The organism is Paenibacillus sp. Leaf72, assembly GCF_001422685.1.
Taxonomy (GTDB): Bacteria; Bacillota; Bacilli; order Paenibacillales; family Paenibacillaceae; genus Pristimantibacillus.
Genome location: NZ_LMLV01000001.1, coordinates 1,224,669 through 1,247,259, shown reverse-complemented (window position 1 = coordinate 1,247,259; position 22,591 = coordinate 1,224,669). Strand labels below are relative to the sequence as shown.

Here is a 22,591-nt window from a genome sequence, read left to right as displayed (position 1 = left end):
ATGACAAAACCCGGCATTCTCGTTATAAGCCACGGCTCGCGCGATGCGCAGTGGGTGCAGCTTGTAGATGAAGCAGTAGAACGGGCAACAGAGACGATGCAGCGGGCCGATGTGCCCGTGTATTCGTCTTTTCTTGAAATTATAGAAGGTCGGCTTATTCAGGACGGCATTGATGCGCTGGAGGCACAGGGCGTAACCGAGCTGTATGTGCTGCCGCTGTTCATTTCATCAGGAAGTACGCATATCGATGAGATTGGGCAGGCTTTTGGCTTTGCGCCGATATCGGATTTTGAGGGCGATCTGGGTACTTTTCGGGTGAACGCGCATGTTCATATGGGCATCCCGATTAATGATGATCCAGAAATCGCCGAGCTGCTGCTGCAAAATATGAAGCCGCTCAGCTCAGAGCCGAGCCGCGAAGCGCTGCTATTAATTGGCCACGGCAGCAAGGAGCCAGTGTTTCATGAGCGCTGGCAGCAGGGATTGAATGCGCTAGCTGGTCGTATACGCGAGCTAGGCGGTTTCGCGCGCGCGGAAACGGCTATGCTGCTGCCTGATCAGGCTGCTGAGCGGTTGAGAGGCATGCAGGTGGAATGGCCGGAGGAAGCGGTTATCGTCGTGCCACTATTTTTGAGCAATGGCTATTTTACGAATGAGGTCATACCGGAGCGCTTGTCGGGACTGGATTATCGCTATAATGGAAGGCCGATGCTGCCTGACCCGGCGATTGAGCGCTGGCTGGTGCGGAATATGACGGATTGGCTGGCGGGGCTGGAAGCCGTATAATAGGGGAAAGTGGAAGGAACGCACGGCATTATAGGGACGAAGGGCAAGAAGGGTAAGAAAGGCAAGAATTACGCATGCGCGAAGGCGATAGGTAGGCCTGCCGACACATGGGAAAATGGAAAAGGCTTGGAGGTCACGCTGATGTCAGCATATAAAAGAGCAAGATTGATCTATAATCCTTCTTCCGGCAGGGAAGAAATGAAGCGCAGGCTTCCAGATATTTTGCAGCGGCTGGAGCGCGGCGGCATTGAGACGAGCTGCCATGCCACGATAGGCGAAGGCGATGCGACGCTTGCGGCTGCCGAAGCCGCGGAGCGCGGCTACGATCTGATTATTGCGGCGGGCGGCGACGGAACGCTGTATGAGGTTATTAATGGGCTGGCGGAGAAGCCGAATTTGCCGCCGCTGGGCATTTTGCCGCTCGGGACGACGAATGATTTCGCTAGGGCGCTGGGCATTCCGAAGCATTGGGAATATGCGGTCGATCTGATTATTCAGCAGTATACGCGCCCGATTGATGTCGGCAGGGCGAATGAGCGTTATTTTATTAATATTGCGGGTGGCGGCTCGTTGACGGAGCTGACGTATGATGTGCCGAGCAAGCTCAAGACGATGATTGGGCAGCTGGCGTATTATATGAAGGGCATGGAGAAAATGACGCGCCTCAGCCCGACGGAGCTGAAAATCCAGGCCGCAGGCGTTGGCGATTTTCATGAGGAATTTATGCTTTTTCTCATCTGCAACAGCAACTCGGTTGGCGGGTTTGAGAAGCTGGCTCCAGACTCGAAGCTCGATGATGGATTGTTTGACGTCATTTTGCTGCGAAAATGCAATTTGCCGGAGTTTATCCGCCTCGTGTCGCTCGCGCTGCGCGGGGAGCATATGAATGATCCGCATATTATCCATTTCCGCACGAATGAGATGAAGGTCACGACGCCAGACTACGTGCAAATCAATCTCGACGGTGAGTACGGCGGCAAGCTGCCGTTTACGTTCTCGGTGCTGCCCTCGCATTTGCGAATTTTTGCCGATGAGATGGGCGAGTCGACCTATCGGTAGTATAATGGATTTATGTGAGCGGAAGAGTGAAGCAAGTTTAGTGCTGGATGCGCTGAATTGGATAGGAAAGATCAGGGATTCGTGTATGATGACGAGTCATTTTGTGAAAAAGTATAAGAGCAGAAAGTTGGCCGCTTAGCGGCCTGCTTGCGTTAATGGCGATATAGAGCGGAGCGGGTAGAGCAATGAACAGAAGGAATAACAGAGGTGGCGGCGGACGTGGGCGCAGCAATTCCCAGTCGAAGCCTCCAGAAAATGTGCCGGTAAGCAAAAATGAAGAGGTCGTCCTCGAAATTATCGGACTGACGCATGACGGGGAAGGGGTAGGCCGCGCTGAGGGCTATACCCTTTTTGTGCAGGGCGCACTCCCTGGTGAGCGCGTGCGCGCGAAGGTCATGAAGACGAAGAAGCAGTATGGCTATGCGCGTTTGCAGGAGCTGCTGGTCGCGAGCGACGACCGCGTCGAGCCGCCATGCGATATTTACAAGCAATGCGGCGGCTGCCAGCTTCAGCATATGGACTATGACGCCCAGCTGGGCTGGAAACGCCAGCATGTGGTGGACAATCTGGTGCGGATCGGGAAGCTGAGTGTGGCTGGGGAAGCTGAGAAGGCACTGGCAGGCGGCTCTGCTGAAAATAAAGCGGCGGACGCAGCCGTTATTGTGCATCCTACCATTGGGATGGACGAGCCTTGGCGCTATCGGAATAAGGCGCAGGTGCCGATTGGCATGATGACGGGAAGTCATGGCAATTTCGGTGATGATGCAGAAAGTAAGCTGATTGCTGGTTTTTATGCGCGTGGCAGCCACAGGATCATTGATATGGACGATTGCCTGATTCAGCATGACCGCAATGATGATATTGTACGGGCTGTGAAGGCGATTGGTCGCGAGCTAGGCGTAACTGGATATGATGAGGAGAGCGGACGCGGCGTACTGCGCCATGTGATGGCGCGTACGGGCTTTGTAACGGGTGAGATGATGGTCGTGCTTGTGACGAATGTGCGCAAGCTGCCGCAGGCTGAGCGCTGGGTGGAGCGTATCCGCGAGGAGCTGCCAGGTGTGACGAGCATCGTTCAAAATGTGAATGAGCGGAACACGAATGTGATTTTTGGAGATGAGACGAAGGTGCTATGGGGCAGCGACGTTATTTATGACGAGCTCGATGGTATTCGCTTCGCGATATCGGCGAGATCGTTCTATCAGGTGAACCCGCTGCAAACGGTGGCCTTGTACCGCAAAGCGGTGGAGTATGCGGCGTTGACCGGGACGGAGTCCGTCATTGACGCTTATTGCGGGATCGGAACGATATCGCTGTTTCTGGCGCGGCAAGCTGGGCGCGTCTACGGCGTGGAGATCGTGCCGGAGGCGATTGAGGATGCGAAGCGCAATGCGGAGCTGAACGGGATCGGGAATGCGACGTTCGAGGCAGGCCCTGCCGAGGTCGTCATTCCGCGCTGGCGCGAGGAGGGCGGCATTGTGCCCGACGTCATCGTCGTCGATCCGCCACGCAAAGGCTGCGATCCCGAGTTGCTGGAGACGATTCTGGCGATGCAGCCAGATAGGGTTGTTTATGTGAGCTGTAATCCGTCGACATTGGCGCGGGATTTGCGGGTGCTGGAGGATGGCGGGTATCGGACCGTGGAGGTGCAGCCGGTGGATATGTTTCCGTGGACTACGCATGTGGAGTGCTCAGTGTTACTAAAATGGGAGGGCGCAAAATAATACTGCGCCCGGCTCAGTTCACTTCGTTCGGGGGATTCATGAAGTTGTAGTGAATTTCTTATACATGCCCTATGTGAGCTATTTTGATTTTCTGAATAAGTTTGTGGATAACAAATTTCAGGACTTTCTCATCATTGATGTCCAGTATCGATATCTTGTTGAGCTGTTACTTAAATTTCTTGAGCTGCTCATCCAAATCAACAAAAAGCCGATCTGCTTCTCAAGATCGGCTTTTTGTTGATTTAAGGAGTTCTGTTCAGCGATGATGTGGTTGTTTTGCATTTGAAATTGTTCTAGGCTACTTATTTTTTGGCTATAAGCTTGAAATAACTTCTGGAAATCGTTCTGGAGCTGTGTGAGGCGTCTAGTGACCTGTTTGAACCTGGATGAGTGTTTGTGGTCTTGGGTCGATTCGACTAGGCCACAGGCGGCTTTGTAGACCTTCTCTAGCTTGGTATGATTCGTTATCAGTTCTTGTAGATCGTTCTTCACGATCTTAAGAAGCTCTTGCGAGTTAATGAGATGGGAAGAGCAGTACTTAGAGGTATGCTTCACATACCCACCACACACATATGCCCCTCCTTTCAATTTTTTTTCCGCGATCCTTCCGATACCTCATTCCATGTCCACAATCCGCACAAATTGCAATGTGTGCGAACAAACTTTCTTGACCGTTACTTTTTGTTAGCTCCCTTAGTACTTATCCGCTTTAGAACAGACAAGTGTTCTTCCATCGTGATTATAGCGGGATGGGTATTCTTAAGAATAATTTGCTGGTCTGGATCCACTAGCCTTCTTTTTTAGTAATGAAATCAAGAGTTTCTTCACGATGGAAGTAGAGATTACCAGTATAGCTTGGGTTCTCTAGTATTGATTTGAGGCTGCGTTCTTGCCAAATCATTCCTGCGTTCTTGAATCCAGCTACAGAACGTGAAGTATGAATGCCCTTATCGGTAAGGTAGGATTTGATCCTAAAGAAACCCCGGCCCTCGTAAAGGTACAGGTTAAAAATCTCTCGTACGATTGGGCGTAGATGTCATTCAGCACTAGTTCCCCAAACTCAGCCTTATAACCGAATGGGGGCGAGAAGCATTTATTTTTCCTCTCTGAGCGCTTGCACGATATCCATGCTTAATTCGGGTAGCTATTTTCGCGCTTTCTTCTTCAGCAAGTATAGCCCTTAGTTGAAAGTTATATCTGCTTGTATTGGTTAGAGTATCATGATTATCCTCTGGAAGAACGAGTCGAATACCTAATTCCGACTCAATCTCAAAGGCTGTTTTAAGACACTCTATCGTATTACGTCCAAGCCTCGATACAGATTTCGCAATCACAGCGCTGAATTTCTTCTTACGGGCGTCTGTCATCAAGCTTTGAAGCCCGCTCCGATTAATGATCCGCGCACTGCTTATTCCATCGTCTGAGTAGACTTTGTGCACTTCCCAACCATTGCTCATAGCAATATGAGTCAGATAGGATTCTTGATTTTCAAGACTGTTCTTTATGATTATGCTCAGAGACAATGAAATGAAATGGATGAAGAGGTGCTTTTCCCATGAAGGAACCTGTATTTGACTGGAAGGATAATACTTAACGAGAAATGGTATGGAAGAAGGGACGCCTTAACTGGTGTCTCTTTTATTTTTATGTCCATAGGAACTGAAAAAGTGCTTAGCTTGGCAATCTCTTTGCTTCCCAAATGATGGTTCTTGGTGCGGTCTTATGCATTGAAACGATTGTACTGAGTTAGCAACAATTCGTATCATAAGGGCATATCCAAGACGAGAGTATCTGAAAAACTTTTACGTACACTAAAGGACATTAATAGTAGATTTATAGCGAATTAGAGGATATAACTATTTAATGGGGATGTTAAATGGCATTAAATACAAGCTGATGGGGGGAGCACCTTTGTTTATTAAGATGTTGCAGGCATTGCACGGGAATTGTATTCTGGTAAGTTACATAGGAGATGATGGGGAAATCCATCATGTCGTTATAGATGCAGGATTCGCTAAAACCTATAAAAGAACATTGAAGATGGAAGTTAAAAAAATATACGAAATGGATCAAAACATCGACCTCTTTATCCTTACCCATATCGACCAAGACCACATTGGAGGAATTAACAATTTCCTTAGAGAATTTGGAACGAAGGAAGTGGGGGAATATTGGTTTAACGGGGACTATCATCGGCTGCCGGAGGAAAAACCAGAGATCAGCTATCGTCAAGGAATACAACTAGGCGAGTTTCTATCGACAAACCGCAAGAATTTTAAAAATCGAGTTGATTCAAGCTGGGAGCCTATCCAACTTCACGGAGCGAGGTTTACGATTTTGTCTCCACATCCTGATGAGTTATCTGCCTTTTTAGAAAAGTGGGAAGAAGAGAAGACGAGAGTTGTGGGAACCAAAATTTCTGCAGCGGCATGCGATTGGGAGTTAGACATTGAAATGTTGGCTGATAGCCCTTTTGAAAACCAGTGTTCATTGGAGAATCGGGTTAGTATCGCTTTTCTACTCGAGGTGAAAGATAAGTCCGCATTATTCTTAGGGGATTCTCATCCGTCGACGGTGATTGAGTCGCTGAAGCGGTTGGGATATTCTTACACAAAGAAATTGGAAGTGGATTATATGAAGGTGTCTCATCATGGCAGTAAATATAGTACAAGTTCAGAATTACTGAATCTAATTGATTGCGATAAATTTCTCATTAGTGCGAACGGCTCAAATTCATACTTTTTCCCCCATAAAGAAGCGTTGTCAAGAATCGTATTTCGGCCCGATAGAGATAAGTCGAGAAAAATAACACTTATTTTTAATTATGTAAATAAAGAAATTAAATCGATCTTCACCGATTCGGATCGTTCCTTTTACAATTTTGAATGTCTTTATCCGAAGGAGGGGGAGAATGGGTACGTTATTCCATGCAATTCAGAGAGCTGTATGTAAATTAGAGATAGGCACGGGAAGTGGTACGGGCGTACTCATTCAAATGCAGGAGCAAGAATACTTGTATCTTTTAACGGCAAAGCATTGTTTGTTTGACAAGAAGCCAAGTGCAGAAGCACATGGTAATATCAAATTGTTGATAGATGGAGTTTATGAATCTCTGGAATTGGGATCTCTTGATCGCATTTTGTATAGCAACGAGAAAGATATTGCAATCATAGTGATATCTAAACATGATGGTCGTCAAGTTCTTAACAAAATACCAAAATTGAAAATTATAAATCCTGTCTATACTGAAAACGACTGTCTCTTCCGGGGCTTTCCATACCCTTATAACCAACAAAATACTGACCGAGGAATAAATATCACTAACGTTAAATATTCGGATGAAAATATCGTCACTACAACGACTGCCTTGGATACTGTGGATAGCGATTCGAATTATAACTGTAAAGGTTTTTCAGGCGGAGGTGTATTTTGTCGCCATGATGAAGAGTACTACCTGACGGGGATCTTGTATGAAATTGAAGAGCCCTTCAGGCAGTTTCCAGTCTACATGATAAAATACTTTAACGACTTGCTGGTTCAACATGAATACTTACCCATTCAGTTCGACTCGTTGGAGTCTCCACTGAAGCGAAAATATAATCCACAGTGGTTTTTGGATCGCATTAAGCGAAATATCGCCAATGCAGACGAGCGATACTCTGAAAAGCTTCATGTTGAAATGCAGATGTCCGAACTGATCGATGCAATCGAGTTGAACGATAAGTTCCTAGCAAACATAATTGCAAAATGCGAACAATTGCAAGAAGGTTACAAGCATTTTGATGAAATCGAGGATAGTGAAGTCAATTGTACGTTTGAAAGACTATTGGAAACGAAGGAGCAACTCTCTTCTCATCAGAGAATTGCTACTTGTTTAAGCGATCTGGTCGAGATCGTTAAGGAGCTTAAACATTTCGTGGACCTGTACCTTAAACAACAGGGGCGGGGGTACTTCTTTATAAAACAAGTCGATGAAATGCTCAACTATGTTCAAGATAATGTCTTCAAAGCTGCTGTAAATCCATACATCTTAATTTCAGGCGCCGCAGGAGTTGGAAAGTCTCATTTTATGGCGCACAACGCTTCCCGCTTATTTAGCGCTAACAAAGTCAGTCTATATGTATTGGGTCAATTACTGATATATGATGATACGATTAACAACCAGCTCAAGCGGCAGTTAGAAATCGATTGCGATATTGAAGAATTTCTTGAGCTTTTTAACAAGTACGGTGCAGAGCAGAATGAGCGTGTGGTAATCTTCATCGACGCGATTAATGAAGCACAAGTTAAACGTGTCTGGAAAAACTCCATTGGCGGTTTTGTGGAAACACTTAGAAAATATCGCAATATTGCTTTGGTTATGAGTTTAAGGAATACATATGAAGCAGACACGATTCCAACGAATTTTTTTGAGGCTCAGAAAGTGCTTCGCGTCGAATTATCGGGATTTGACGATATTGACGAAGCGGTCAGAAAATATTTTAATCACTATCAAGTTCCTTTTACGTTGAATGATTCGCTTAGGCACGAATTTAAGAACCCGCTGTTTTTAAAGTTGTACTGCTCGATTAATCGCCCTGGTCAGACGATTGATCCAATGAAGAACATATTTGATAACTACTTTGATAATGTGGAGAGCAGGTTGAGAGAACGCATAGAAGGATATCCATTACATGCGAGCCCCTTGCATCAGGCATTGTCTTGCTTTATTAACAAACTACTAATACAGGGCGGTAACTATCTACTCTATGAGGAAATTTATCTCGAGGTTAAAGAGCTGGTTAAGAAATATAGTTTGTCAGTGATAAATTTCTTCGATGAACTCATCAAGGAACATCTAGTCACAGTCAGTACGATGAGCGATAAATCCAACAATAAATTCACGATCGCGTATCTAGCATTTGAGATATTCGGCGAGCATATTGCGGCAAAGCGAATTGTTGAAGAAAATAGCGTCGAACATTATACCAGTAACCAGGAGCTAGAAGCGTTCTTTTCTGACGAGAATCCATATGCACATGTGCTTATAGGAGATGGAGCTCGACAAGGCATATATAATGCATTAGCAGTACTTATTCCGGATATATCACCTCCCTTGTTAGAAATGTACGATTGGCCGGAACATGTAGTAAATAACAAGCATATTGATTTGATTCAAGCCTATTATCACAGTCTAAAATGGAGAAGACCAGAAGCGATCACGGGGATAAGTCATTCTTTAATAGTGAACGAAGTCTTTGTTCTGTGCTATCAAAAACCAAGATATATGTATGATTTTTGGGATGAGGTGCTGAAGTATACTCTGGATGAGAGACATTATTATAATGCAGATTTCCTATATCGGCAGCTCATTCAACTACGTTTGGAAGAATTCAATAGCTTCTGGACCGTGTATGTAAGTAAAGACTTTGATGAAAACGATTGTTTTAAACAGATAATGAATTGGGTCTGGAAAAGAGGCGAGGAGAGTTCTGTTTTTAGTAGGAGCAAGTTGCTGTTATTAGGTATGAATATAACATGGTTCTTAGCAAGTACGGATGAAAAGGTAAGAGACTTATCGATCAAGACGCTTGTAAAGCTGTTCAAAGACAGCGGCGATGAATTAATCTGTCTACTTGAAAAATTTTCGTATGTAAAAGATTTATACATTTTAGAAGGCTTACTCTGTGCGGTCTATGGATGCGTGCTGAATAATACTCGATCTGCTGAATTGGATAAAATTGGAGAATACGTATATAAACAATATTTCAATGGAATAACATTGATTCCCCACCTAACGATTCGCGGTTATCTAGTTAATATTATAGAATACACGATATGGAAAGGCTTCGGTCAATATGTGGATGTCACTCAGATTCGTCTAATTGATAGTGGTCGGGATCATTACTATGAGGTTTGTCAAGACGAGATTGATATATTGAAGTTGAATTCTTCTGAACAACATCTTGAGAGGTTGGATCCTTATGGTATGTTCAGCGACGTAGATGACTTCGATTTGTTTTATTTATATCAGAATCGAATCATTGCCCAGCTTGAAAGCTTGTATACTGGTATTAAAGTTGACAACAGTGATCGTATCGATTTCCAGTTAGAGAATGTTATTAATCATATTCTGCCTGATCATCGTGAAAACTTGACGAGAATGGTAATCAAAGAAATATTCAAAGCAGGGTACAATTATGTGAGATTTGGAGAATTTGATATTGGAATAAGCGACATGAGACCGAAAAGAGTAAACCAGCTTGGACAAAAATATGAATGGATCGCTCTAAATAAAATCTTGACGATCTATTTCGAAAGTAATCCGGTAATTTGTGAAACTTATTACAGTGATGGGGTGCCGGAAAGTTTCGAGGGAGTATGGCAAATGGGCTTCTTTCGGAAGATTGATCCGAGTATCGACTATCATCATCCCTTTGATGTCTCAAAATCCTACGAAATTTCAGTGGTGAGTTTAGATTTGTTGTTAGAGAAATTCTTGAGGATCGTTGAACAAGACATGGCCGGGATTACATGGCTAGCGGTGAACGCTATACATTATCGGATTGATGAGCATTATCATCTTACGGAACCGTTCTTGCTGGCTAAAGATGAAGTCGACTCATTTCGTAAATTTCTGATGACTGTGAGTACTATTAATGAAAGACCATTAGAGGATTTATATATTAAGGAAATTTATTGGTCACAGGCTTATAAAAGTTTTTTGAACAAAATACACGCGAAAAGAGAAAGTGGCTTTTTACAAAAGAAGATAACAGATACTTACACATGGGATATTAGCGATGGTGCCATGGGGGACTATATTAGTTTTAGCATCCTTTCGCCGATGATAATCAAGGAGTTAGGAATCCTTCAGAGCGATGAGTTTCTTACCTTTGAAGATGAAAACGGAGTATGCATATGTCGTAGTTTATATGAAGAGAGTTATGAGGATAAGCTTCTGCTAAGAAAGGATTTTATTTCTGACTATCTGCTGCAAACGGAGAGCATTTTGGCATGGCCTATATCAATTGGTAAGGTTATGAAACATCTGATTACGTTTGATGGAATGAAATACGAAATCTTAGATGTTTGAAGATTAAGAGGGTTGACGATGTATCGTCAATCCTCTTTGCAATTTGCAAACATAGATTCCATGGGGCTGATTTTTATCTATTTTAAGACCTTCCAACAACTTTGTTCTGTAAAATGGAGAAGAGGTGTCCCAATAAATGGTTCTTAAAAAAGGAATAACTTCCGTAAGGCATACCCTATCTAGGTCTGTTTCGTAAAAGTTGGACTTTACGTCCATATATTACTCTTGTGGGTGCGTGCTTTAACTCTGTACAATAGAGAGATATATGATGATTTGGACTAACGTGTATTTCACGTCAGCATGGGATTATCGACGCTGTTACAATGTGAGCTAGAGATGTTCTTTACACATTTCAAGGATTATATAGATTGGAGGCAAGGGAATGCCTATCCCAGATTATCAATCACTCATGCTACCTTTAACTCACGGGGGACAAAAAGGATCTCACCCTAAGGAACTTAATTGAGACACTCGCGGATGAGTTCAACTTGACTGAAGAAGAACAAAGGGAAATGCTACCCAGTGGCCGACAAACCTTGTTTCAAAATAGGGTGGCTGGGCATCCACATGGCTTGACGGAATTATTAAGAAAAACAGACTGGGACTCTTGAGACTATATACATCCAGGCTAAGCGTTGATAAGGCATGGTAGGCCGTTCTGGAAATCAAAAGTTTGCGGGGGCTCTACAAGGCTATAGGGCCAGGAAGGGAGTATTCCTCACAACGTTGAATTTCTCTAGGGAAGCGCATGATTATGTATCCTTAATTGATAGTGAAATCGTTCTCATTGACGGGTTAACATTAGCAAAACTTATGATTGATTATGATCTAGGTATATCGAAATTTGCCGTATATGAAATCAAGAGGACCGATTCAGATTATTTTAGCGAGTAACAGTATCCAACCTCTAGACCAGTGAAGAAACCTTCGATAATTCTAATTGAAGGGCATGAAGCTGAGATATTAAATTCTGGAGTTTCCATAATGCTTAATGTTTGATATAGAATATGTACTAATGACAGATGATAGGAAATAAAAATCTTGCTAACAGACAGAAGTGAGGGAATTATATGGCAGTAAAGAAAAGTGAATTATACAGATCCCTGTGGGCCAGCTGCGATGCATTAAGAGGCGGCATGGATGCCTCACAGTACAAGGATTATATATTAACCCTCTTGTTTGTGAAGTATGTTTCAGACAAATATAAGGGTGTGGTTTACGGTGACATCGACGTTCCTGAAGGCGGTAGTTTTGATGATATGCTTCTGCTGATTGGTAACAAAAACATTGGCGAGGGAATGGATGTAATTATTGCCAAACTTGCCGAAGCAAACAATCTCAAAGGAGTTATTGACAACGCACATTTTAACGACGAGGACAAACTTGGCAAAGGAAAGGAAATGGTCGACAAACTGAGTGAGTTGCTCGGCATATTTCGCGACCAAATGCCGGACTTCGGCCGCAATCACGCAGAAGGCGACGACATCATTGGCGACGCATACGAATACCTTATGCGGAACTTCGCCACTGAAAGTGGTAAAAGCAAGGGGCAATTTTATACCCCAGCCGAAGTGTCACGCATACTTGCTAAAGTGGTTGGAATCGAACATGCCAAAGCGGGTGAAACCACTCTGTACGATCCAGCTTGTGGTTCTGGCTCCTTATTAGTCCGAGCAGCCGAATCTGCTCCAGTCGATGTTGCCATATACGGCCAAGAGAAAGACGGAACCACCGCAGGGCTTGCCCGTATGAATCTCGTTTTGCATAATCGAGCGACCGCTGAAATTAAAGGCGGTTACAGTACGTTCCCCGACCCTCAGTTTAAGAACCCTAATGATGACGGAGCGTTGCGCCAGTTTGACTTTGCGGTCGTTAATCCTCCGTTCTCCGATAAGAACTGGACACACGGCTTGAAAGAGTATGGACGCTTTGATGGTTACGGCGACCGCCCACCGCAGAAGAATGGTGATTTCGCTTGGCTGCTCCACGTTATCAAGTCACTGAAGCGAAACGGCAAGGCGGCAGTCATACTTCCCCACGGCGTATTGTTTCGTGGCAATGCAGAGGCGACAATAAGGCAGTCACTTATTGACAAGGGATTAATTAAAGGCATTATAGGCTTGCCAACGAATCTATTCTACGGCACGGGTATACCCGCCTGTATAATTATTATCGACAAAGAGAACGCCGACGAGCGGGATGGCATTTTTATGGTTGACGCGAGCCGCGACTTCATCAAGGATGGCAATAAGAACCGTCTGCGAGAGCGCGATGTTTATAAAATTACAACGGTATTTAATCAGCGGATTACATTACCGAAATACTCGCGATTTGTGCCGAATGACGAAATAAAGCATAAGAATGCTTATAACCTCAACATACCGCGTTACATAGACGGTGGCGTGGCTGAGGATTTACAGAGCATCGATGGTCACTTAAATGGCGGTATACCGATTGCAGACGTTGAAAGCCTGTCTCTCTACTGGAATACATTTCCCAATCTAAAAGATGCGTTGTTTCAGCCTCTCCGCCACGGATTTTATTCGCTTGCTGTGGACAAGGACTCAATTCGTGACACCATATACTCAGACTTGGATTTTTCCGCATATGCTGACAAGGTGGAAAACACCTTTGAAAGTTGGAAGGATAAGGTTGACGACAAATTACGCACTGTAGACGGCACAACTAAGCCGAAACTGCTGATTGCGGAGATTGCCGAACAAGTCTTGGTGAAATACGAGCCTGTCACACTTATTGATAAGTATGATGCTTATGAGGTTCTGTTGTCCTACTGGAATGAAGTAATGTCTGACGATGTATACCTGCTTGTTCAAGAGGGCTATAAAGCAATTAGAGACATTGAAGTGTTCACCAAAACCAGCACCAAGAAGAAAAAAGACGGTACGGAGGAAACGAGAACCACAGAAACAGGATGGGATGGCAAACTTGTGCCGAAAGGCATTGTAATAGAGATGTTTTTTTCTGCGGAGAAAAAAGCAATTGATGATATCGAAATGATTATTGTAGCAGCGCAAGCAGAACTCGACGAGATTATTGAAAACGCAGAAGATGGCTCAGCAATCAATGATGTATTAACAGATAAAGGAAAGCTGAACAGAACTGCACTAAAAGTACAAATTGAAGAGATACGTTCAAGCATAGAGACAGAAGAAATTATGGCCTTGATTGCACTTCTGAATTCCACTATGCCAAAAAAGAAAGAAGTCGAGGCGGTTGTCCGCGCCAATCCGCTTTGTAAGAATGCCGTGACAGATAGCGGCACAATCACCGCCGCGAGCATTAAAAAGCGTATATCAGAAATTAGAACGACCGCCGAAGTATCTGAACTCTACGCGGACGATTACGAGGCTTTAATGTCTTTGCAGGAAAAACATACGCTGATAGATGAGCGGAGTGCGGTTCTAAAAGACCTGAAATCCCTACTCGATAAGAAGGCACGGGAGCAGTACGTCAAACTCACAGACGACCAGTGTATGGAACTGTTGCTAAACCTTAAGTGGTATTGTTCGATTTTAGGTGGCGTATACGCGCTGTACACGGCAGTAAGTCACCGGATAGCAGAGCGGGTGTTAGAACTCGCCGACCGCTATGGGCGGACAATGCCAGAACTTGAAGCCGAAGCAGCAGAACTCGAAAGCAAAGTGAAATCTCATCTGGAAAGGATGGGGTTTGTATGGTGACATGGGAAACAACTACAATCGGCGAGTTGCTTGAGTTTAAGAACGGTCTTAACAAAAGCAAGGAGTTCTTTGGGCAAGGTACGCCGATTGTGAACTATATGGATGTGTATAAGAATCGCGGTTTACACGCCGAGCAATTACGCGGTCGAGTGACGCTAAGTGCGGAAGAAATCAAGCGGTTTGATGTCCGTAAGGGCGATGTATTCTTCACAAGAACATCGGAAACACCTGATGAAGTCGGGTTCGCAAGTGTTATGCTTGACGAAGTTGACGATTGTGTTTTTAGTGGTTTTATTCTGCGCGGCAGACCAATTACAGACAAGCTTGACATAAACTATTGCCAGTACGTCTTTATGACTGAGGACATTCGCAAAGCAATAATGTCGGGTTGCACATATACCACACGGGCATTGACAAATGGCAAACAATTGTCTGCTATAGAAATCCAACTACCTGAAAAGTCCGAACAGCGCTATATTGCCGAAACACTCTCGGACGCTGACACTGTACTCTCTCTGTTAGAGCAGCTGATTGCTAAGAAAAAATCAGTCAAGCAGGGCGCAATGCAAGAACTACTCACAGGCAAACGTCGGTTGCCAGGGTTTAGTGGGGAGTGGGTGAAAAAAAAAATCCGTGAAATTGGTGATACAAGTTCTGGTGGAACTCCTTCAAGGTCTATTCCCACTTATTTCAATGGCAATATCCCTTGGGTTACAACCAGTGAATTGAATGACAATTATATTCGTTCAACGGCAGAAAAAATCACTGTTGACGCTTTGAATAATTCATCGGCAAAGCTCTTTCCAAAAGGTACGGTATTAATGGCAATGTACGGTGCAACTATTGGAAAACTCGGGATATTAGATGTTGACGCCACTACAAATCAAGCCTGCTGTGCTTTGTTTTTCAACAAGGATATTGATTCAAAATTCATGTATTTTCTGTTGCATTATCTTAGAGCTGAGATAATTGAACTGGGGAGTGGTGCTGGACAGCCCAATATCAGCCAAACGATAATTAGAAATCTGACTTTCACAATCCCGCAGACCCTCACAGAGCAAACTGCAATTGCCTCAATCCTCTCCGATATAGACATGGAGATTGACGCGCTGACAGTGAAGCTCGAAAAGGCGCGAAGCATAAAGCAAGGTATGTTGAGTGAATTGCTAATGGGTAGAATACGGTTAATAAAGGGGGATGTGGACAATGGCCAAAATTAACGAAGCCGAGCGCAAAACACAAGACCGTGCACTTGGCTTGTTCCGAGACAAGGCTGTTCTCGGATATGAGTATTACGGCGATTTACGCCATCAGATAAACAGTAATGTCATAGCTGAGAAACTAATGGCTTTCCTAGTGAATAAGCAGAAGTACAGCGAAAGCCTGTCTGCAAAAGCTGTTGATGCTCTTGTCCGGGCAGCTGGCAACCTGCAACAGGGGCTGTATAAGGCGAACCAGGACGTATACTCACTCCTCAAATATGGCGCGAAAGTCAGGGAGAACCCCGGCGATCCTGAAAAGACTGTTTATTTTATCGATTGGGAGCACACTCATAATAACGAGTTTGCCATCGCCGAGGAAGTGACGATTAAGTCGGAAAGCGAACGTCGCCCAGACCTTGTCGTGTATATAAATGGCATCGCCATAGCTGTGATTGAGCTTAAAAAATCCACCGTGTCGGTTTCACAGGGCATAAGGCAAACCATCTCCAATCAAAACGAGCATTTTAACAAGCCATTCTTCACCACTGTTCAGTTCACTATGGCTGGCAACAATGGCGAGGGCTTGCGCTATGGAACAATCGAAACGCCTGAAAAGTATTATCTAGAATGGAAAAACGACATCGTCAACACAGAGGCACAGCCGCTTGATGGCGTTACGCTTGATATTCTCGAAAACTGCGAACAGCTCCCTGACAAACTAGACTGGCAATTGTTCAGTATGTTTTACAAGCGGCGGTTTCTTGACCTGATTCATAACTTTATCGTGTTCGATAAGGGCATTAAAAAAGCATGCCGTCATAACCAGTTCTTCGGCATCAAAAAAGCGCAAATGAAACTCAGTAACTCACAAGGTGGAATTATCTGGCATACACAAGGTAGTGGTAAGACGCTGACTATGGTATGGCTGTCCAAATGGATTTTAGCGAACAACCCCAATGCTCGCGTGTTGATTGTCACTGACCGTGATGAATTGGACGATCAAATGGAGAAAGTTTTCAGAGGTGTAGATGAGCAAGTTTACCGAACGAGTTCCTGTGCTGACCTTGTAGAGAGATTAGATAGAACTGAGAAACGACTGATTTGTTCATTGATTCATAAGTTTGGTGTGCGTAACAGTTCGGAAGATAATGAAAACCAAGCGAAAAAATCGACTGAGCAATTTATAAAAGAACTAAAAGCTGTTCTGCCGCAAGACTTCAAGGCAAAGGGAGAATTTGTCGTTTTCGTTGACGAGTGCCATAGAACTCAGAGTGGGTTACTTCACGAAGCGATGAAGGAGATACTGCCGAACGCAATATTTATTGGTTTCACAGGTACACCACTACTTGTAAAAGACAAGAAAACAAGTATAGAAGTTTTTTCGCCGGGGTATATTCATACCTACAAATATGACGAAGCCGTCGCGGATGGTGTTGTGCTTGACCTACGGTACGAAGCCCGCGACATCGAGCAGATAATCACCGCGCAGGACAAAATTGACGCCTACTTTGAGGCTAAGACCCGAGGGCTGAATGACGCTGCGAAGGCCAAACTCAAGTCCAAGTGGGGCAATATGCAAAAGGTATACAGTTCCCGCAAACGGCTTGAGGTAATTGCTGAGGATGTAATAGCAGACTTTGATATCAAGAACCGGCTCGCCGATGGTAACGGAAACGCGATGCTTGTGGCAGAATCAATTTACTCCGCTTGCAAGTATTATGAGATTTTCCAGTCACGCGGATTCAAACAATGCGCAATTGTTACATCGTTTGTGCCGCTTGAAAGCAATCTTCGCACCGAAGCTGAAGATGCAGAGGAGTTCGAGAAATACGAGGTCTACAAAAAGATGCTAAACGGTCAGACTGCGGAGGACTTTGAAGCTGAAGTAAAGCGGAAGTTCATTGAGGAACCGGCACAGATGAAGTTGCTCATTTTAGTCAACAAGCTATTGACGGGTTTCGACGCACCTCCCTGCACCTATCTCTACATTGATAAATCAATGCACGACCATGGCCTATTCCAGGCAATTTGCCGTGTCAACCGTCTCGATGGAGAAGAAAAGGAATTCGGCTACATTGTGGACTACAAGCAGTTGTTCGGAGATTTGGCGAATGCTCTTAACAAATATACATCGGGTGCGTTTGAAGGATACGCCGCTGAGGATATTGAGGGCTTGATTAAAGACCGTCTTACTGAAGCGAAGAAATACTTTGACGTAATTCTTGAGGAACTCGAAGACCTCTGTGGAGGAGTTCCGGCCCCACGTTCCGAGATTGACTATATCCATTACTTCTGTGGCGAGAACGGAGTAGGCGGCATAGATGACGAATTCTACTCTCGGAGCCGCGAGAAGCTGTACAAACTTGTGAACCGCCTTGTCCGCGCTTACTCTGAGATAAAAGGTGATATGGTGAGTGTGGGATATACCACTACTGAGCAAGCGGATTTTGACAAGAAAGTCATATTCTATATCGCATTGAAAGAAACCATTGGTAACGCTAGCGGCGACTTTATCGACCTGAAATCATATGAAGCAGATATGCGCCGCCTTATCGATACCTACATTAAAGCTGAAGACAGCCGTAAAATCGGCGAGTTTGATGATTTCACCCTGCTTGACTTTGTATTAGCGCAGGGAGAAGAACTTGGTGGCAAAGGCAAGGAGGCTGTTGCCGAGGCAATTGAGAATAATATTCGTAAAAAGGTAGTTGAGAAAATTCTCGTCAATCCTAAGTACTATGAGAAGATGTCCGCTATCCTTGATGAACTCATCAAGGCTCGGCGTGAAGGTGTGATCGCCTACGAGAAACTATTGGAGAAGTATATTGAATTGGTTAAGAACGCCGAGAGCCCTGAAAACAATTCACACTATCCCGAAAACATTCGACACAGCGGAGCGCTACGGGCGTTTTACGATAACTGTGGTAATGATGAGGCGCTAGCAATCGCTATCGATAAGGCTGTACGAGAAAGCAAACAAGTAGATTTTCGGCATAATGGGTTTAAGGAGCGAAGAATTAAGCAAGCTTTGTTTAAAGTGTTGAATGACAGAGACGAGGTAGAACGGGTTTACAACATCGTTGTGGAACAAGGAGAATATTAGATGATGTTAATCATTTCGGGTATGCCGATTGAGGTGTGCAAAAAGAATATTAAGAATATGCACCTTTACGTCAAGCCACCGAACGGCAACGTGATGGTATCAGCTCCACTCTCAATGAGCGACGAGGCGATAGAGCGGTTTGTGCGGACCAAAATCAGTTGGATAAAGATGCAGGTCAGTAACTTCGATAATCAGTTACGCCAATCGGAGCGGAAATATATTTCCGGTGAAACGCTTTACGTTTGGGGTAAGCAATATTACATACAAACCCAATACGGAAATAAGAATTCACTTGTTTTGTCTGGCAATAAGGCTTTGTTGACTGTCCGCAAGGAAAGCGGTATCGAACAGAGAGAAAATTTTATCCGCGAATGGTATCGGGAAATGTTGAAAATCGAGGTAGCACGTTTATTACCCAAGTGGGAGAAAGCAACGGGCTTGAAAGCGTCAAGCTGGCAAACGAAGTACATGACCACTAAATGGGGAACGTGTAACACAGAAACAGGTAAAATTTGGATAAATGTACAACTTGCCAAAAAAACTCCGGAGTGCCTTGAATACATCATCCTTCACGAATTGATTCACCTTGCCGAAAGGAATCATAATGAGCGGTTCGTTTCACTGATGGACAAGTATATGCCAATGTGGAGAGAGGTCAAAGTAACACTGAACTCCCAGGCACTCGATTTTATGGAATTAAAGTAAGGAGTGTCGTGTTGGGATATATTGAGTTAAGTTGAGATGAGCCAGAGCTCAACCTTCGTGTTGTTGGCTTAAGGCTTAACTTCTTTTTGCTAAAAAGAAGAATAAACTTAATAGGCACAAGTTAACCTTGAACCTATTAATGGAGGGCACATCATATAAGTTTTGTTATCACTGAGTACTCGACACATGTGGAGTGCGTGGTAAGAATGCAACGGATGGTTACGTAGAAATCTTTTGTTTGTAACACTTTGCGCGATTTATGACATTTACGACCGACCGAAGGCAGTGACTACAGAAATAAGATCATTAAAGACAAGATTAAGGTTTCTGTCGTTTTGGACTTGGATTTGGATGTCGAGTGTGTAGATATGTTGAATTTATTAAAGTGAGTAAGTCTTGAATGAATGAAAGACACGTTCCATGGGTAGGTGGAATGTGAGTATAGGGAGGTAGCAGAACCGATGGGGTTCCTGCTCCTCTTTTTGTTTTATATTTCCAAATGTAATTTTCCATTATAACAGGTGATATTTGGAGGGATCCATGTTGTAAGAATTAAATGAACTGATTTGAGAATCACATAATGAGTCTAAATTATGCGACGAGCGTGATTTACAAACGCTCCTGCACAACGGAAAAGCTCTCGTCGGAATCGCTGAATGGCATATGACTGATGGATCGGGTCACAGCAATGGTGCTTAAGTCTTTCGAACAAATTGTAGGCAAGTAACTTTAAGAGCAGGTCAATTTCATTAGCTGCAAAGGACTGCGTTGGAATGCGGTAAATGGAAAATTACCTTCCTTGATATAATTCTCCATGCAACAGCGCTGGTTATAGAAACACCATACGTCGATGGCTGCCAAGCTTCCGTTGTCACCATGGCCTCATATTGCCAAAGTAAATCAAGTTCAAGCGGGGACTGCTCTCCATCCCAGCGTGGCATTTTGCGGATCACGGCTACACGGCGCATTACCATACACCGTCTCCACGGTGGAATCCAGATCGAGAATTAGTGAGCTTGGCAATTGCGGCGCAAGGATATCGATATTTAATTTTCGGAGGGCTGGCGCCAACTGATCGTGGGCTTTGCCCAGCCGAAGCAAGTCTTTGTTTAAGAACGTGTGATTAGGTATCCGTCCACCATACGAAGGGGCGGCTAAGGCATTGCCTTGCAGCGAGCGGAAGTGAAAAAGACGATTGCAGCCCAAAAGCCAGCTCATGATAAGGTACTGCAAGATACGATATGTGGCGAAATCGCGTTTGTTGCTTTGGAGAGCCCTAAGGTTCGTAATGCTTGTTTAAGACAAAGGGTTTCAAGGAAACTAAGTATGACTTTACTGCCTGAAAATTTGTTGCATTTATAAAAAAAACTTTTTCAAAGAATGTGATTTTTGTGTTAAACTTCACCTTATGGGTGTTCCTCTCTTTGGGTGATGTTGTCTTCGCAAACACCATTCTACCAAAGTTTGGGGCACTTTTTTATGTTTTTATGAGGTTAGACTTTCGTAATTCAGGTTAAATTGAATAGCCTACCGCCAGCTACCAATGCTTTGGTGGTTTTTGAATCCATTTTAAGGGAATAAGTTCATATTCCCTACATATTGACATGTGCATATAAGCAATTTGGATCCTACGAATGTCGTATGTTTTGTCTGTTCATGATATAATATGTTGAATAGATGTAAGTTATTGAATGATTTCAAAGGTGAAAAGTAGTGCTTTGGTATGGCTAGATCCAAGGGGATTTTATATGAGAATAATACTAATTGTCTGTTAATCAGGAGGGAATTTATGCTTCACTATGTGGAAGATGATCATTTCGATAACTATCATATAATTGAGCCGTTAGGTGAAGGTGGTATGGGAGTAGTCTATAAAGTGACCACTTCTGACGAACAGAATGAATATGCTCTGAAATATTGTAAATACATGGATGAAGGGTCTTTAAGGAGATTTAAACGAGAAGTTAGAGCTATACGAAATATTGATCATGGAAATGTAATGAAGATTATAAATATGAATTTGGAACATTCACCCCCTTATTATGTTATGGGATTAGCAAGTTATTCAGCTTATGATGTTTTAGATGAATTGGCAATTAATCACGAACGGGCAATAGAAATATTTTTAGATGTATGCAAAGGAGTTCAAGCTTTGCATAATGCAGGGCAATGTCATCGTGACATAAAACCACAAAATATAATGGTAATGGAAAATGGAACAGTAGTGGTTTCCGATTTTGGGTTGGTTAAATTTGTAGAACGGGATTCAACAGTTCTAACAAAAACAATGGCATTAATAGGAACTGAAATATATATGGCACCAGAGCAGTTCCTCCCTGAGGGAGCAAGGAACGCGGATGCCAAGACGGATATATATCAATTAGGTAAAACACTATACCAACTGTATACTGGCAAGTTTCCCGCATTGTTATCTGATGAGGGTGTTCCAGCAGGGCTTTGGTATATTATTCAAAAGGCTGTTCGTCAAAACCCAAAAGAACGATTTGATAATGTAGCAGAGTTAATAGATTCCATCCATGATTTCAAGGCTTCGTTGGATCCGCAACACAATCCAGAAAAGGCTTTCTCTTTGGTTATACAAGAAATTAACGATAAGCTCAGGAATAATGTGTATGAAAAACGAAATATCGAAACTTTAGTTTTGTTATTGATGAGCGTATCAAATGATGATGAATTTTTCCTGCAATTATTTGATCAAATTCCGATCACATTGTTACAAGCGGCAGTTTCTGATATGTCCGACGATGTGGAGCCATTATTATGGAAGTATAGCGAAATTATCGAACGCTATATAAAACAAAAACACTTTGGCTATGCCGAAGTAGTTGCCAATAAGATGGATGAATTATATAGATACTCCAATAACTTAAGCATCAAACAAGCTGCTCTTGAAAGCATTCTATGTGCTGCAGTGGATTTGAATAGATTTAAAGCGATGAATGTCTTTAATTCTATTCTTATTCGTGTGTCTGCTCAGGAAGAAGCCTTAATGGTAACTGATGTATTAAGAAAGCATATGACGAGATACCAATATGTTTATTCTCAAGTATCAAAAGGTCAATTACATGTAATGCTGCATCCAGTTTGGGAACTGGCAAACAAGATAAAAGTTTAAGTCGGTTTTTCTAAAATGTATTTACTTAAGTATGATTTAGGTTACTTTGTATTGATAGGGACTTCTTGATGAATAAGATCTTCCCATAACTATATTTAAA

The 22,591-nt window shown here is 43.4% G+C and carries 15 protein-coding genes and 1 pseudogene; 12 read left to right on the top strand and 4 right to left on the bottom strand.

What is annotated here, in order from left to right; all coding sequences use genetic code 11:
- The 3 genes from ASF12_RS05420 (at position 1) to rlmD (ending at position 3,569) form a co-directional block, all read left to right on the top strand.
- Positions 1-786 (top strand): sirohydrochlorin chelatase, encoded by a 786-nt coding sequence (locus ASF12_RS05420; protein WP_056030562.1) that lies wholly within the window; start codon positions 1-3, stop codon positions 784-786.
- 141 nt (positions 787-927) lie between these two features.
- Positions 928-1,845: a diacylglycerol kinase gene (locus tag ASF12_RS05415; RefSeq protein ID WP_056032851.1), complete on the top strand. Its 918-nt coding sequence runs from the start codon at positions 928-930 to the stop codon at positions 1,843-1,845.
- Positions 1,846-2,030: 185 nt separating this feature from the next.
- A complete protein-coding gene (gene rlmD / locus ASF12_RS05410; RefSeq protein WP_056030560.1) occupies positions 2,031-3,569 on the top strand; it encodes a 23S rRNA (uracil(1939)-C(5))-methyltransferase RlmD in 1,539 nt (512 codons plus the stop codon).
- A 538-nt stretch (positions 3,570-4,107) separates the two neighbouring features.
- On the opposite strand, the gene ASF12_RS34250 is transcribed toward rlmD, so the two are convergent.
- From ASF12_RS34250 to ASF12_RS34240, 3 genes are all read right to left on the bottom strand, one after another.
- Complete coding sequence (locus ASF12_RS34250) at positions 4,108-4,188, bottom strand: hypothetical protein (protein WP_235533100.1); 81 nt, start codon at positions 4,186-4,188, stop codon at positions 4,108-4,110.
- A gap of 168 nt (positions 4,189-4,356) precedes the next feature.
- Positions 4,357-4,539 (bottom strand): recombinase family protein, encoded by a 183-nt coding sequence (locus tag ASF12_RS34245; RefSeq protein WP_235533099.1) that lies wholly within the window; start codon positions 4,537-4,539, stop codon positions 4,357-4,359.
- Between the two features lie 76 nt (positions 4,540-4,615).
- Positions 4,616-5,026: a recombinase family protein gene (locus ASF12_RS34240; protein WP_155972803.1), complete on the bottom strand. Its 411-nt coding sequence runs from the start codon at positions 5,024-5,026 to the stop codon at positions 4,616-4,618.
- A 406-nt stretch (positions 5,027-5,432) separates the two neighbouring features.
- On the opposite strand from ASF12_RS34240, the gene ASF12_RS05395 reads away from it, so the two are divergent.
- From ASF12_RS05395 to ASF12_RS05365, 8 genes and pseudogenes are all read left to right on the top strand, one after another.
- Complete coding sequence (locus tag ASF12_RS05395) at positions 5,433-6,521, top strand: ComEC/Rec2 family competence protein (RefSeq protein ID WP_056030552.1); 1,089 nt, start codon at positions 5,433-5,435, stop codon at positions 6,519-6,521.
- Positions 6,481-10,644 carry a trypsin-like serine protease gene (locus ASF12_RS05390; RefSeq protein ID WP_056030549.1) on the top strand — a complete coding sequence of 1,388 codons (4,164 nt, stop codon included), beginning with the start codon at positions 6,481-6,483 and terminating at the stop codon, positions 10,642-10,644. The genes ASF12_RS05395 and ASF12_RS05390 overlap by 41 nt, the downstream gene beginning before the upstream one ends.
- A gap of 443 nt (positions 10,645-11,087) precedes the next feature.
- Positions 11,088-11,255: pseudogene (locus ASF12_RS35465) on the top strand (winged helix-turn-helix domain-containing protein); the annotation flags it as partial.
- A 34-nt stretch (positions 11,256-11,289) separates the two neighbouring features.
- Positions 11,290-11,538 (top strand): restriction endonuclease, encoded by a 249-nt coding sequence (locus tag ASF12_RS35460; protein WP_056030546.1) that lies wholly within the window; start codon positions 11,290-11,292, stop codon positions 11,536-11,538.
- A 176-nt stretch (positions 11,539-11,714) separates the two neighbouring features.
- Entirely contained in the window at positions 11,715-14,345 is a 2,631-nt protein-coding gene (locus tag ASF12_RS05380) for a type I restriction-modification system subunit M (RefSeq protein WP_056030543.1), read from the top strand.
- Positions 14,339-15,565: a restriction endonuclease subunit S gene (locus ASF12_RS05375; RefSeq protein ID WP_056030540.1), complete on the top strand. Its 1,227-nt coding sequence runs from the start codon at positions 14,339-14,341 to the stop codon at positions 15,563-15,565. Before ASF12_RS05380 ends, ASF12_RS05375 begins: the two co-directional genes overlap by 7 nt.
- Positions 15,552-18,650, top strand: coding sequence for a type I restriction endonuclease subunit R (locus ASF12_RS05370; RefSeq protein WP_056030537.1), 3,099 nt, complete (start codon positions 15,552-15,554; stop codon positions 18,648-18,650). Before ASF12_RS05375 ends, ASF12_RS05370 begins: the two co-directional genes overlap by 14 nt.
- Entirely contained in the window at positions 18,651-19,355 is a 705-nt protein-coding gene (locus tag ASF12_RS05365; RefSeq protein ID WP_056030534.1) for a M48 family metallopeptidase, read from the top strand.
- 586 nt (positions 19,356-19,941) lie between these two features.
- Here the strand turns inward: ASF12_RS05365 and ASF12_RS36485 are convergent.
- Positions 19,942-20,130, bottom strand: a complete 189-nt coding sequence (locus ASF12_RS36485) for a hypothetical protein (protein WP_442952515.1) — start codon at positions 20,128-20,130, stop codon at positions 19,942-19,944.
- A gap of 1,014 nt (positions 20,131-21,144) precedes the next feature.
- Between ASF12_RS36485 and ASF12_RS05355 the strand changes: the two genes are divergently transcribed.
- Positions 21,145-22,491 carry a serine/threonine protein kinase gene (locus ASF12_RS05355; protein WP_056030528.1) on the top strand — a complete coding sequence of 449 codons (1,347 nt, stop codon included), beginning with the start codon at positions 21,145-21,147 and terminating at the stop codon, positions 22,489-22,491.
- Positions 22,492-22,591: the final 100 nt, after the last annotated feature.